The sequence below is a fragment of the Ruegeria sp. G2 genome (genome assembly GCF_056533505.1).
This window is the reverse complement of record NZ_JBQFON010000012.1, coordinates 1-14,265: the sequence shown is the minus strand read 5'-3', so window position 1 is coordinate 14,265 and position 14,265 is coordinate 1. Positions and strand designations below refer to the sequence as shown.

The following is a 14,265-nucleotide window of genomic DNA, read 5'->3' as shown; positions in this document are numbered from 1 at the left end:
TTATTGGTCCTCTGAGCCTGCATCCTGGGCTTCGGCGTCCGGTGTTTCTGCTTCTACGGCTTCAAGCCCGGTCTCGGTATCTGGCACAGGTTCAGGCCGGATCAGATGAAACTTGATGCGACGGTTTATTTCACGGCCTTCTTCGGTGTCATTGTCGGCAATTGGCTGCGTCTCGCCATATCCGACCGCCGAAAAGCTTGAGGTCGGAACGCGTCGACCACGAAGTTCGTTCAGGATTGATTGCGCACGCGCCTGGCTGAGTTGCTGGTTCATTTCCTCGCGACCCTGACTGTCGGTATGGCCCTGTATTTCCAATCGTATTTGGCCGCATTCGCGCAGGATGTCGGCGATCTGATTCAACGCATCGCGCGAGTCGGAGGCGACTGTGGCCGACCCTGGTTCGAAGGCGATTTTACTATTGTTTTGAACTTCGGCGATCTGTTCTTCGCAAACCTCCGGATCTGGCAGCGCATCTTGAGGTGCCGGCGGTTCAACATAGGTGATCGACAGGTTGAAATCCTGCGCATCGCCCAGCTTGTCCGATAGCAATCCAGCGATCCGCGCCTTCGCATCGGGATCGTGGCTGACCCCTGTCAGCGAAACGTCGTCTGGCGTTACAGTCAATGCTCCGTTGTGTAGATGCGACAAGGCATCGAGCCCGGCCAGAACCCGAACGGGCCAATCGGTTGGCAGGTCCTGAACCACACGGGTGGCGGTGTAAACCTGCGTTGATCCAAAGGCGGCGCGGGCGAAACTGTCGGTCATGTCGCGTAGGGTCTCGTCACTGACACGGCCACGCAACTGCACCAGACCTTCAGGGCTTAGGGTGGCGCTGAATTCAATCGGCCCAGCGGGATCGTCGGGCTCGGGTTCGGGAAGTACTGCATGGAGGGCGAATACGTCGGGAAGCGCGTTCTCCAATTCCCCCACAACACGATCAAACAAGATGGGGCTGGTATCTTGAGCCGCTACCAACGTGATATCGGCATCCGACATGGTGACCGACCCTTGTCCGATCTCGGCCAGCGCCAAGATGCTTAGCTGTGCAGCATTAGACCAGCGAGGCGAAGGAACCCCCAGCCCGATTGTACAGGAATATGGCCCGGTCAAACCAGCCTCGCGCGCGGTGGCGACGATCAGGTCCCGCGCGTCTTCACTCTGAGCAGAGCAGGCATCAAACTGTCCACCGTTTTCATCTATCAGATAGCGCAGCGTAAAGGGCGTGATAACGGGGCGAGGCGCCGAGATGGAAAGGCCGATTCGCAGTCCGGGCGGTGCGGCACGGCTCAGGTCTTGTTCCAGCCTGTCTTTCTCCTGCTGGCTATCGGCGATGGCGGTGATACGTACCAATCCAGGGCTGGCGGAAATCTTGGCACGGGGCAGGCCAGAAAGTGCCTCGATCGCATAATCTATGGCTTGATCCCATCCCTTGGGTTCGGCGTAGTCGGCGCTTTCCATCAGATCAGAAACGGATGAGTTCCGATCGAGTCGCTGCAGCCTGTTGATCAAGTCGTCGCGATCCAAGCTCGCGGGCACCAGACCGATGATTGTTATGCCGCTGTCATTGCGCAAAATCTCGGCTGAAAAACGGGGCGGGGTCAGGTCGGCGGTGGGCGCGACCTCCATCTCATCGATTACACGCGAGGTATCAACTTCGGTTCCGGCGGCGGTCAATGCGTTGAACCGGATAGCTTCATCCGGGGCAGTACCAGTCAATACGACACGCAACCCATCGGACTGGACCTCGGCCCAGTCATGGCCATTGAGATTCAAAGCCCGACGTACTGCAAACTCCGATGCATCTTCTATCTTTGTCACTGCATAGCTCGCCGCCACCAGAGACAGCACGGCGGTCACCGCAAAGATCAACGCAACGGCAAGAGCGTAAGGCATGCGCATAGGTGGGATCGAAACTCCTCGGGCGGTTGGTTCCGGACTCATACAGAGCCCATCACGGAGGTGCAATCAGAGCAAAAGGGCGACGCAGAGGAAGATCAGCGGAATCAAGCCGGTGTCGCGATTGGCCCGAAACAGTTGCAGCAATTTGGCGTTGTCTTCCGTGTCTAACCCCCTCAATTGCCAGGCAAGGTGCCATCCCATCGCCCAAGGCCCGCTTAGCGCTACGACCAATGCAAGGACCGACGCCTCCGGCAATGCCGCATCGATAATCGCAAGTCCCATCAGACTGACCGTTCCTATCAGAAAATATTTGAGCCAACGCGCGGTATCGGTTCCGAACAGTCGGGCAGTGGATTTGATTCCGATCAGTTCGTCGTCCTCTGCATCCTGATGAGCATAGATCGTGTCATAAAACAGGGTCCAGGCAATGCCTGACAGATAGAGCATGATGGCGGGCCAGCCGACCGTTCCGGTATGTGCTGCCCATGCCAGCAATGCGCCCCAGTTAAAGGCCAGCCCCAGAAAAATCTGTGGCCACCAAGTAAACCGTTTCGCAAATGGATAGATCGTGACGGGAAGCAACGATAAAACACCCATTGCAATGGCGGCCTGGTTGAAAGTCAGAAGAATCGCCAGTGCCAACAAGCATTGCAACACCATCCAGAACACTGCCTGACGCACACTGACCTGACCCGATGGTATTGGGCGCGAGCGGGTGCGCTCGACCTTCCCGTCGAACTCCCGATCGGTGATGTCATTCCACGTACAGCCCGCGCCGCGCATCAGGAAGGCTCCGATGGCGCAACCGATGGCGATCCAAAGATCCTCCCATCGGGGTTGCCCGTCGCTGAGGATGGCCAGTGCCAGACCCCACCAGCAGGGAATCAGCAACAACCATGTGCCAATAGGCCGATCAGCCCGGCTGAGCCGCAGGTAAGGGCGCGCAAAGGTGGGTGCGTACGTGTCGACCCAGTTGCCGGTCGCGGCATCGGCGACCTGACCGTCTGGTGTTGGGGCATTGCCTTGCATATGTAGGGTCTCATGACTGCGAAGATCAGATTGTATGTAGAGCACCCTTTAGGTCCGGGGCAATCGGTTCCTTTGACGCGCGAACAGGCCCATTACCTGTTCGGTGTCATGCGCTTGTCGGTTGGCAGGCAGGTTGCCCTGTTCAACGGGCAGGATGGAGAGTGGCTGTCCGATGTCGCCGAGGCAAGCAAACGTGGCGGCCTACTGTCCTGTGCAGAGCAAACGAAGCCGCTGCAACTGCCGCCCGATCTGTGGCTGCTTTTTGCGCCGATTAAAAAGGCGCGGACCGATTTCATCGTTGAAAAAGCAGCTGAAATGGGCGCTGCGCGGATTATGCCGGTACAGACAGGGTTCACCAATTCCGAGCGTATTCGGCAGGATCGGCTGCAAGCGCATGCGGTGGAAGCAGCGGAACAATGTGGCGGGACCTTCGTGCCAGAGGTCACTGAATTGCAGCGACTGGATCGCGTGCTTGATGCATGGCCTGAAGGTCGTCAGTTGATGTTCTGTGACGAGGCCGAGGTTGGCTCGGCCCTGCGATTGGCCGAGAACGAACCAGGTCAGCCATGGGCCATCCTCATTGGCCCAGAGGGTGGTTTTTCCGACCAAGAACGCAAGCGACTGAAGGCGTTGCCCCATGCTCATGTGGTCAGCCTCGGCCCCCGTATCCTGCGTGCCGATACGGCCGCTGTTGCTGCGATGACCATGTGGCAGCAGGCACTGGGGGATTGGTCTTGATGTGGCGGCCGGCACAGGAAACGGACCTGCCGGATATTGACGCATTTCTATCCCAGCACATCCAGACATCCATGTTTCCGTTGGCTAATCTGCGAGATTTCGGTCTGCGTAAATTGCATCCCCGGTCGTTGAAAGCCTGGGTGCTTGGCGATCCGTTTCGCGCTGTCTTTGCCATCACCAACGAAGGTATGATCCTGTCACAATGTCCGAACTGTTCGGATGATGAGCTTGCTGAGGCCATAAGCCTGATCCGAGGGCACGCTCTGTTTGGCATTGCCTCGGAAGCCACGCAGGCGCGGCGGCTCATGCAGCTTGGTGGCTGGGAAGACCGGCCCGCGACGCTTAACAGTGATGAGCCGGGGTTTTCGCTGGAGCTGGATCAGATTCGCATGCCAGAGGTTTCAGGCGCCCGTCTTGTTCCGCTGGGTCAACTCGACAGGGCAATCACCGAGAATTGGCGGCGCGACTATCTGATCGAGGCTATGGATTTTGCTCCCGACAGGGCGAAAACACAGGCAGGCGAAGATTTCGAAGCTTATTGCACGCGCGATTCCCACCGGGTTCTCCTGATCAACGATCGGCCCGTCGCCATGACAGGCTTCAATGCGCGCCTGCCCGAGATCGTACAGATTGGAGGGGTCTACACACCCCCTGATTTGCGTGGCCGAGGTTATGCGCGTCTCGCAGTTGCCTTGCATCTGACCGAGGCACGGAGCGCAGGGGTTTCCCGTTCAGTTCTGTTTGCCGCTTCCGATTCCGCCGCGCGTGCTTATATGGCTATTGGGTTCCAACCAGCGGGCTATTTCTCGCTGATCTTGTTCACAAACCCGGAGGACACAGCATGAGTTTCATCCGACCAGAAGCCAAACTGGCCATGTGGCGCTGGCGCGAAGTGCTGGTTGCTGGATTTGTCCTTCTGTTGGGCCTGAGCTGGATCAACGGACCCGGTGGATTGCTGGGCTGGTTAGGTTGGATTCTGGTGGTCGTTTCGATTGCTCTGGCCGTAATCGGATTACAGCGCGCGCGCTTTCGCACCGGTGCAGGTGGTCCGGGCGTTGTGACCATCGATGAAGGTCAGATCACTTATCTTGGCCCTTTAGATGGCGGGATCGTTGCTGCGCGCGAAATCGAACGACTTGCGCTGGATCCAACGGCGCGCCCAGCTCTTTGGGTTCTGGATCAGCCGGGGCAACCGACTCTTCACATTCCGGTGAACGCCGAAGGGGCTGAGGCACTGTTTGATGTATTTTCGAACCTGCCAGGGTTGAAAACTGAACAAATGCTGTCGGAACTCAACGGTGGATCTGCGCATCCCGTCGTGATTTGGGAACGGACGCCCTCGCGCCCGGCTCATCTCAGGCTGCATTGACACTGGCGCGGTTTGCGCTCAGGACTGACCTTCAAGACAGACATATCAGGATCGGAGCACGGGTATCATGTCCATCCCCCAGTCCGGCGGCGGACCGATCGAACGCCATGAGCAACTGGCCGAATATCTGGAATCGGGCTGCAAGCCCAAGGATGATTGGCGCATTGGCACCGAGCATGAGAAGTTCGGCTATTGTAAAGACACGCTGAAACCGCTGCCGTTTGAAGGCAAACGGTCCATCGTGGCTGTGCTGGAAGGCCTGCGCGACCGTCATGGTTGGGCCGAGGTGCGCGAAGCCGGGCATCTGATAGGGCTTGAGAAGGATGGTGCGAACGTCAGCTTGGAACCGGGTGGCGCGTTGGAGCTGTCGGGTGCCCCGCTTGAGACGATCCATGAGACCTGCGATGAGGTGAATATCCACCTGCGTGAGGTGAAGGATATAGCTGATGAGATCGGCGTAGGATTTATCGGTCTGGGTGCGGCTCCGATCTGGACCCATGACGAAATGCCGTTGATGCCCAAGGGCCGTTACCGGCTGATGAACGACTATATGGAGAAAGTCGGCACCATGGGCCGCGCGATGATGCGGCGCACTTGCACGGTTCAGGTCAATATCGACTTTGGGTCCGAGGCAGACATGGTGCAGAAACTGCGTGTCGCGCTGGCATTGCAGCCGGTAGCCACTGCGCTGTTCGCGAACTCTCCGTTTTTTGAGGGCAAGGTGAACGGCCAGAAAAGTTGGCGCAGCTATATCTGGCGGCATCTCGACGATGCACGGACGGGCATGCTGCCCTTTGTATTCGAAGAGGGCTTCGGGTTCGAACGCTATGTACAATATGCGCTCGATGTACCGATGTATTTCGTCTATCGCGACGGCCAGTATATCAACGCTCTGGGCATGTCCTTCCGCGACTTCCTGCAGGGCAAACTGCCTGCATTACCCGGTGAGACGCCGACTCTGTCCGATTGGGCAGATCACCTGACCACGGCCTTCCCCGAGGCGCGGATTAAGAAATTCATGGAGATGCGTGGCGCCGATGGTGGCCCATGGCGCCGCCTGTGTGCGCTGCCGGCCTTCTGGGTCGGTCTGACCTATGATCAAACCGCCTTAGATGCGGCATGGGATCTGGTCAAAGGTTGGGACGCCGAGACGCGCGAAGCGCTCCGGGTCGAGGCTGCCAAGGATGGTCTGCAAGCGCAGGTTAGCAACATCAATATGCATGATTTGGCGCGCGAAGTGGTCTCGATTGCCGAAGCCGGACTTGCGTCCCGCGCGCGCCCTGGTGCGGGTGGTCTGGTACAGGACGAGACGCATTTCCTCAACGCGCTCAAGGACAGCATCGATACGGGCAAGGTGCCCGCAGATGAGTTGCTGGATCACTACAATGGCGACTGGAATGGCGATCTGACCCGGATTTATCCCGAATACAGCTATTGATCCCCACCGTCCCGCTTGCATTCGCGGGGCGGGGCCGATAGCAGGTTGGCGACCAAATTCAGAGGGCGTCATGGACGATCTTAAGGCAAAATATCTGGGCCAAATCGCCGATGCGGGCGATGAAAACGCACTTGAGGCGATCCGAGTCGCTGCCGTGGGCAAAAAAGGCGAAGTCGCGCTGAAGATGCGCGAGTTGGGCAAGATGAGCCCCGAAGAGCGTCAGGTCGCAGGCCCAGCACTGAACGCCCTGAAGGATGAGATCAACTCGGCCCTGTCGGCCAAGAAAGCAGCGCTTGCTGATGCGGCGCTGGATGAACGTCTGCGCACTGAATGGCTGGATGTCACCCTGCCGACCCGCGCGCGCCGTCAGGGTTCGATCCACCCGGTCAGTCAGGCGACCGAAGAATTGACCGCAATCTTTGCCGAACTGGGTTTCTCGGTGGCCGAAGGGCCGCGGATCGAGACCGACTGGCACAATTTCGACGCCCTGAACATCCCCGGCCACCACCCCGCACGGGCCGAGATGGACACGTTCTACATGCACCGCGCCGAGGGTGATAACCGCCCGCCGCACGTGCTGCGCACCCATACTTCGCCAGTGCAGATCCGCTCGATGGAGCTGCAGGGCGCGCCGATCCGCGTGATCTGTCCGGGCGGCGTCTACCGCGCCGACTATGACCAGACCCACACGCCGATGTTCCATCAGGTCGAGGGACTGGCCATCGACAAAGACATCTCGATGGCGAACCTGAAATGGGTTCTGGAAGAGTTCGTGAAGGCGTTCTTTGAGGTCGATGATGTCGAGCTGCGCTTCCGCGCCTCGCACTTCCCCTTTACCGAGCCGTCGGCCGAGGTCGACATCCGCTGTTCCTGGGATAACGGTCAGCTGAAGATCGGCGAGGGCGACGACTGGATGGAGATTCTGGGTTCCGGCATGGTCCACCCCAAGGTGATCGCCGCCGGTGGGATTGATCCTGAGGTCTACCAAGGCTTTGCCTTCGGGATCGGGATCGACCGTCTGGCGATGCTGAAATATGGGATTCCCGACTTGCGGGCGTTCTTTGATTCTGACCTGCGCTGGCTGCGCCACTACGGGTTCGCGGCGCTGGATATGCCGAACCTGCATGGTGGTTTGAGCCGATAGAGTGCGTGTTGGATAGCTGGCTGATAGCATACCAAGACTGGTGGAAGCAGCGAGTTTCCAAAAGACCATTGGTTTGGTTCTTGGGTCTTTTTATCGTCAGTGTATTGCCTCTCATGCTCACTTCTTGGGTATGGGGTAACGACTCAGCGGCAATCCTTATTGTGTTTATTGGATCTTTACTGCTGTTTTTGCCTGGAATGATAGTTGCTGGCATGGAGTTTGCACGACTAGGTGCGTTTCAGCTTCGCGACAGAATTCAGAGAGAAAAGACGCGGGATTTGATAGAGAAAAGGAAGGGCGGATTTTGGAATTGGTGGTGATCCGTTTGGTTTTCTGACCAGCGCGGCTTTGTGGCTTGATCCGGTGTAGGGTGGGGTGAAACCCCACCCTACACCAATATGTTATGTGACAGCGCGCCAGACGTCGCTAGGCTCCGGCCTATGATCTATCGACTGCTTTTTCTTCTGATGACCGCGACCCCGGTTTTTGCCATGGGGCCATGGAAATCCGACTGCCACGGCGACACCGCCTGCGAGATCGGAGACCGCTCGTACCATGTGCTGGAACCTGATGGTTGGGATGGCAAAACGCCTCTGCCGGTGCTGATGCATTTCCATGGCTGGGCGCGGCAGGGCGATGTGGTGGTGAACCATGAACGCATCGCCGGCGCGACGAAGCTACGGAATGTGTTGCTCGTGGCCCCGAACGGGCTGGGCAAAAGCTGGAACTTTTGGACCTCCGACACCCAGGATGTGCCATTCGCCGATCAGGTGCTTGAGGATGTGGCCAAACGCTATCCCATTGATCCCGCGCGCATATATGTCTCGGGCTATTCCTTTGGCGGCGCGATGGCGTGGCGTTATGTGTGCCAGTCGGGCAATGATATCGCCGCCCTGCTGGCTGTTGCGGGCTCGATCCGCCAGACCGAGGACTGCCCTGAGGCTCCGCGTGAGGTGCGCCACGTGCATGGGCTGGACGATACGGTGATGGATTTCCCGTTCGGGCCGGACGGGGACACGACTTATCCGGTGGCGCTGTGGAAGGCCAAGTTTGACTGCAACGGTGCCACTCCGCGCGGGGATTGGAGCGTGAAGCCGTTTCTGACGCTCAGCCGGATAGAGTGGACCGATTGCGCGCAGGGGCAGGTCACGCTGGATATGCATCCGGGCGGGCATTTCATTCCTCACGGCTGGATCGGCTGGCAGTTGGACGAGCTTTTGGGCCGAACGCCAACTTATCCATAACCGTTGACTTCGCTGCCACTGCGCGATCACTTGCCAGAGCACAATCATAGGAGATGACCCGTGAAACCGCTTCTGCTGGGCGCATTGATCCTTGCCGCCACTTCCGCTCAGGCAAAGGATACATATCCGCCGATTGAATTGCTGTTGCAGACCGATACCTCGATCATCGGCGAGCCACTGGAATATCCGGCAGGGCAGGCTGAAATCACTATGGCGATCGTCACCATGCAACCGGGACAGCAGACAGGCGATCACCGTCATGATGCACCGTTGGCGGCCTATGTCCTTGAGGGCGAGATCACCGTTGACTATGGCGACGCCGGTACGCGTGTCTACAGAACCGGGGATGCCTTTGTCGAAGCCTTCCGCTCGACCCATACCGGGGTGAATACGGGTAGCGGGATCGCGCGTATTCTGGCTGTATTTGCCGGGTCGGACGCTGTTTCGAACACGGTTGCCGAAGACTAGGCCAACGGCCTCTTTCCCCTGTGTGCAATATCCGCTACATGCGGTCTGACCCGAGATTTACTGGCGGATGACGACCGATGAAATTCACTCTTTCCTGGCTGAAAGACCACCTCGATACTGACGCTTCGGTGGACGAGATTGCCGAGGCGCTGACCGACCTCGGACTTGAGGTCGAAGAGATCGTCAACCCGGTGGACCGTTTGGCGGGATTTACGCTGGGCCATGTGAAACATGCCGAGAAACACCCCGACGCCGACAAGCTTCGAGTTTGTACGGTTGAGACCGACGAGGGCGACCTGCAGATCATCTGTGGCGCACCCAACGCGCGCGAAGGCATCACCGTCGTCGTGTGTAAGCCGGGCATGTATATCCCTGGTCTGGATATCACCATCAGCGTTGGCAAGATTCGAGGTGTCGAAAGCTTTGGCATGATGGCGTCCGAACGCGAGCTGGAGCTGTCGGACGAGCATGACGGAATTATCGAGCTGCCTTCGGGCGAGGTCGGTGACAAGTTTATCGACTGGCTGGCCGAGAACGAGCCGTCGAAGGTTGACCCGATGATCGAGATTGCGATCACGCCAAACCGCCCGGATGCACTGGGTGTTGAGGGGATAGCGCGCGATCTGGCTGCTCGTGGTTTGGGCACGCTGAAGGTGCGCGACTATGTGCCGGTGCCGGGTGATTTCGAAAGCCCAATCAAGGTGTCGATCGACGAGGATACGCTGGACGGCGCACCGCATTTCACCGGTCGGCTTATCAAGGGTGTTAAGAACGGCCCCAGCCCGCAATGGCTGCAGGATCAGTTGAAGGCGATTGGTCTGCGTCCGATCTCGGCTCTGGTGGATATCACCAACTATATGACCTTCGATCACAACCGCCCGCTGCACGTATTCGATGCCGACAAGGTGCAGGGTAACCTACGCGTTCACCGTGCCAACGGTGGCGAGAAGTTGGTTGCTCTGGATGAGAAGGAATACACACTACAGCCCGGCATGATGGTGATTTCGGACGACAAAGGCCCGGAATCAATCGCCGGTATCATGGGCGGTGAGGAAACCGGCTGCACCGAGGAGACGGTGAACGTCTTCCTTGAAAGCGCGTTCTGGGATCATGTGCAGATCGCCCTGACGGGCCGTGCGCTGAAAATCAATTCGGATGCGCGCTATCGCTTCGAACGTGGGGTCGACCCGGAATACACCCGCGAAGGGTTGGAGCACGCGACGCAGATGATCCTGGATATCTGCGGCGGTGAAGCCTCGAACGTGGTTGAGGCGGGCAATGCGCCGAACCACGCGCGGGCCTACAAGCTGGATGCGGCGCGAGTGCGGTCTCTGGTCGGGATGGAAATCCCGGAAAGCGAGCAGCGGCAAACCCTGACCCGTTTGGGCTTCCGTCTGGATGGAGAGATGGCGCACGTGCCCAGCTGGCGACCAGACATCATGGGGGAAGCTGATCTGGTGGAAGAGGTTGCGCGGATTGCTTCACTGACCAAGCTGCAGGGTATTCCTCTGCCACGCACCACGGCGGGTATCCCCAAACCGGTCATGACGCCGACGCAGCGCCGCCAGTCGATGGCGCGACGGACCTGTGCCGCACTGGGGTATAATGAATGTGTATCCTACACCTTCATAGATCAGGCCTCGGCTGCGCTGTTTGGCGGTGGCGACGCGGCAACCATGCTGGAAAACCCAATCTCGTCCGAGATGAGCCATATGCGCCCTGATTTGCTGCCTGGTCTGCTGCAGGCGGCGGCGCGTAATCAGGCGCGGGGTTACGCAGATCTGGCTCTGTTCGAGGTCGGTCCGGTGTTCCACGATGGCGAGCCGGGGGATCAGCAGACGCAAATCACCGGCCTGTTGGTTGGGCGCAGCGGCCCCAAGGATGTGCACGGTGCGTCCCGCCCGGTTGACCTGTTTGATGCGAAGGCTGACGCCGAGGCGGTGCTGGCCGCAATTGGCGCGCCAGCTAAGGTACAAATTCTGCGTGGTGGCGATGCCTGGTGGCACCCGGGTCGTCACGGCAAGATTTGCCTTGGCCCGAAAAAGGTTCTGGGTGTCTTTGGTGAGTTGCACCCTCGCGTCTTGCAGGCCATGGACATCAAGGGCCCGGCAATGGCGTTCACCATTTGGCCGGATCAGGTTCCGATGCCGCGTAAATCCGGAGCAACCCGTTCCGCCTTGGAACTGCGTGATCTGCAGGCGGTTGAGCGTGATTTTGCGTTTGTCGTTGATGCCAATATCGAGGCGTTAACGCTGGTTAATGCAGCTGCAGGGGCTGACAAGGCACTGATTGAAGACGTTCGGGTATTTGACGAATTCATCGGGGGTAGCCTTGGTGAAGGGAAGAAATCTCTGGCCATTACCGTACGGCTGCAGCCATCTGACTCGACCCTCAAGGAAAAGGACATCGAAGCGGTCAGTGCAAAGATCGTCGAGAAAGTGGCGAAAGCGACTGGTGGCGTGCTGCGCAGCTGAGGATGTTTCCGCCCAGGGTGGGACATATATGATATCACGAAGGGGCGGGCGCGCCCCTTTTTTGCGGGAGGAACAAGTCATGTTAAAAGTTTATCTTTCAGGTGAGATTCACACGGATTGGCGGGAACAGATTATCGGAGGTGCCGAGGGGCTGGACATAGAGTTTAGCAGCCCAGTGACAGATCATGATGCGTCGGATGATTGTGGCGTCGCGATTTTGGGGGCAGAGCCAAACAAGTATTGGCATGACCACAAGGGCGCGATGGTGAACGCGATCCGAACCCGCAAGGGGATTTCAGACGCTGATGTAGTCGTTGTACGCTTCGGGGACAAATACAAGCAGTGGAATGCAGCCTTTGATGCCGGCTACGCGGCGGCCTTGGGCAAATCGATCATCGTGTTACATGGAGCCGATCATCAACACGCTTTGAAAGAGGTGGACGCGGCCGCGCTTGCGGTGGCGGAAGAGCCCGCGCAGGTTGTCGAGATTCTGCGTTACGTCGAGACAGGCCGATTGCCAGGCTGAATGGCCCAAGGGCGTGCGGCACTTTGGCGCCGCCGCCCTATGGTTCAAGTTAATCCCGAGGCGGGATGGTCAGGCCCTTCTGAACTGCAGGCCTTTCCAGAAAACGGTCGAGATAGGCCGCTACATTGCTGTAGGTGTCCCAACCGAGAACTTCTTTGACGCCATAATAGTCGAGACCACGTAGCCAGGGTGCGATGGCTATGTCCGCGATCGAATAGTCTCCGGCGATCCAATCCTGGCCGTTCAGCTGTGTTTCCAGGACGTTCAACAAGCGTTTGCCCTCGGTCACATAGCGTTCGCGGGGGCGGGGGTCTTCGATCTCGCTGCCAGCGAATTTGTGGAAATACCCCAGCTGACCGAACATCGGCCCAACGCCGCCCATCTGGAACATCAGCCATTGGGTGACTAAATGTTTGTCCGCCTTGCTCTGCCCCAGCAGCATGCCGCTTTTCTCGGCCAGATACAGCAGGATCGCTCCGCTTTCGAAAAGCCCCATCGGGACCCCATCGGGCCCGTTCGGATCAATGAGAGCCGGGATCTTGTTATTGGGATTTAGCGACAGAAATTCGGGACTTTTGACATCCGCATCTGCCAGCGTAACTAGATGTGCCTCGTAGGGCAGTCCGGTTTCCTCCAGCATGATCGACGCTTTGACCCCGTTGGGCGTTGCATAGGAATAAAGTTGGATGCGATCATGAAATTGCGGTGGCCATTTGGCCATGATCGGGAATGAGGTGGTATCCAGCATGATATGCTCCTGCAACAGGGTTATAGGTCTCAATGTGGTGGCATGAGCGCAGATTGTCAGGTGTTTGAGTGTGCAGGACCGGACAGTGACTGTTTGCTGGGGAACAGCAGGGGGAAAACTCGGAAATCCCGCACCTAGACCTGAGCGCAAAATTAGCCCAGACTTTTTAGCAATCCCGCGCCAAAGGCGCGGGTTTGCTGTTGGCGCAAAGGAGAAACGTGTGGAAGATGTCGTAACACAGGTGGGCGCATTTGGTCCGCTGATCATGAGCGCGATCAAAGCGTTGATCGTTCTGGTATTGGGTTGGATCGTCGCCGGAGCCATAAGTGGTCTGGTGCGGCGGCGGATCAACGCGACGCCGCATATCGACCCGACTTTGGGGAATTTTGTTGCGAGCCTGGTGAAATGGGTGCTGCTGGCGATAGTCTTTGTCGCCGTACTGGGCATTTTCGGTATCGAGGCGACCAGCATTGTGGCCATTCTGGGTGCCGCATCTTTGGCCATCGGTTTGGCGCTGCAGGGAACACTCAGTGATTTAGCCGCAGGCGTGATGCTGGTCGTGTTCCGGCCTTATAAGTTGGGCCAGTATGTCGATATTGGTGGCACTGCAGGTACGGTGAAAGACCTGAACCTGTTCACGACCGAGCTTGTGACGCCGGATAACGTACAGATCATCGTGCCAAACGGTCAGGCTTGGGGTTCGGTGATCACAAACTACTCCGCCCATGACACGCGCCGGGTCGATCTGGTGTTCGGCATCGACTATGGCGACAGCGCGGATGAGGCGATGAACATCATTCTGGATGTGGCCAAGGCCGACAGTCGTGTCATGGCTGATCCTGAGCCTTGGGTGCGGGTGACAAACCTTGGAGACAGCTCGGTTGATCTGACAGCGCGCCTGTGGTGTGCAGCGGCTGACTATTGGGATGTGAAGTTCGAACTTACCAAAACTATCAAGGAAACGTTTGACGCCAAGGGCGTATCCATCCCGTATCCGCATTCAGTGGAGATTCACAAAGAGGCGTAAGCCTCCCGCCCGTCGCTCGGGCATTGAATTGCCCTCCTCCGGTTGGGCCTGGCGCTACGCCCTTTGGGGGGCGCCCGGCCCAAAACTGTGAAAGGCCCTTTTGAAAAAGGAGCTTTTAGAGGGGGGAGGGGTTTTAAGTTTGTCGAGGTGTTGGGTCGGCA

At 58.2% G+C, this 14,265-nt stretch carries 13 protein-coding genes; 10 read left to right on the top strand and 3 right to left on the bottom strand.

Going from position 1 to position 14,265, the window contains the following annotated elements:
- Both ACR0DU_RS18590 and ubiA read right to left on the bottom strand, forming a co-directional pair.
- Positions 1-1,899: an OmpA family protein gene (locus ACR0DU_RS18590; RefSeq protein ID WP_480876686.1), complete on the bottom strand. Its 1,899-nt coding sequence runs from the start codon at positions 1,897-1,899 to the stop codon at positions 1-3.
- A 66-nt stretch (positions 1,900-1,965) separates the two neighbouring features.
- A complete protein-coding gene (ubiA, locus tag ACR0DU_RS18585; RefSeq protein ID WP_170781297.1) occupies positions 1,966-2,928 on the bottom strand; it encodes a 4-hydroxybenzoate octaprenyltransferase in 963 nt (320 codons plus the stop codon).
- A gap of 12 nt (positions 2,929-2,940) precedes the next feature.
- Between ubiA and ACR0DU_RS18580 the strand changes: the two genes are divergently transcribed.
- From ACR0DU_RS18580 to ACR0DU_RS18540, 9 genes are all read left to right on the top strand, one after another.
- Entirely contained in the window at positions 2,941-3,666 is a 726-nt protein-coding gene (locus ACR0DU_RS18580) for a 16S rRNA (uracil(1498)-N(3))-methyltransferase (protein WP_480876487.1), read from the top strand.
- The gene (locus ACR0DU_RS18575; RefSeq protein ID WP_480876485.1) at positions 3,666-4,511 is read left to right on the top strand and encodes a GNAT family N-acetyltransferase; all 846 of its coding nucleotides are present in this window, start codon (positions 3,666-3,668) and stop codon (positions 4,509-4,511) included. Before ACR0DU_RS18580 ends, ACR0DU_RS18575 begins: the two co-directional genes overlap by 1 nt.
- Positions 4,508-5,035 (top strand): hypothetical protein, encoded by a 528-nt coding sequence (locus tag ACR0DU_RS18570; protein WP_010443589.1) that lies wholly within the window; start codon positions 4,508-4,510, stop codon positions 5,033-5,035. The genes ACR0DU_RS18575 and ACR0DU_RS18570 overlap by 4 nt, the downstream gene beginning before the upstream one ends.
- Before the next feature lie 67 nt (positions 5,036-5,102).
- Positions 5,103-6,473, top strand: a complete 1,371-nt coding sequence (locus ACR0DU_RS18565; RefSeq protein ID WP_480652685.1) for a glutamate--cysteine ligase — start codon at positions 5,103-5,105, stop codon at positions 6,471-6,473.
- A gap of 70 nt (positions 6,474-6,543) precedes the next feature.
- Entirely contained in the window at positions 6,544-7,617 is a 1,074-nt protein-coding gene (gene pheS, locus ACR0DU_RS18560) for a phenylalanine--tRNA ligase subunit alpha (RefSeq protein ID WP_480876483.1), read from the top strand.
- A gap of 440 nt (positions 7,618-8,057) precedes the next feature.
- Entirely contained in the window at positions 8,058-8,861 is an 804-nt protein-coding gene (locus tag ACR0DU_RS18555) for a CE1 family esterase (protein WP_480876481.1), read from the top strand.
- A gap of 60 nt (positions 8,862-8,921) precedes the next feature.
- A complete protein-coding gene (locus ACR0DU_RS18550; RefSeq protein WP_480876479.1) occupies positions 8,922-9,329 on the top strand; it encodes a cupin domain-containing protein in 408 nt (135 codons plus the stop codon).
- 77 nt (positions 9,330-9,406) lie between these two features.
- Complete coding sequence (pheT, locus tag ACR0DU_RS18545) at positions 9,407-11,803, top strand: phenylalanine--tRNA ligase subunit beta (protein ID WP_480876477.1); 2,397 nt, start codon at positions 9,407-9,409, stop codon at positions 11,801-11,803.
- A 79-nt stretch (positions 11,804-11,882) separates the two neighbouring features.
- Entirely contained in the window at positions 11,883-12,329 is a 447-nt protein-coding gene (locus ACR0DU_RS18540; RefSeq protein ID WP_010443595.1) for a YtoQ family protein, read from the top strand.
- A gap of 49 nt (positions 12,330-12,378) precedes the next feature.
- Here ACR0DU_RS18540 and ACR0DU_RS18535 read toward each other — a convergent pair whose 3' ends face one another.
- Positions 12,379-13,077 (bottom strand): glutathione S-transferase family protein, encoded by a 699-nt coding sequence (locus tag ACR0DU_RS18535; RefSeq protein ID WP_480876475.1) that lies wholly within the window; start codon positions 13,075-13,077, stop codon positions 12,379-12,381.
- A 220-nt stretch (positions 13,078-13,297) separates the two neighbouring features.
- On the opposite strand from ACR0DU_RS18535, the gene ACR0DU_RS18530 reads away from it, so the two are divergent.
- Positions 13,298-14,104, top strand: a complete 807-nt coding sequence (locus ACR0DU_RS18530; protein ID WP_480876473.1) for a mechanosensitive ion channel family protein — start codon at positions 13,298-13,300, stop codon at positions 14,102-14,104.
- Positions 14,105-14,265 lie beyond the last annotated feature (161 nt).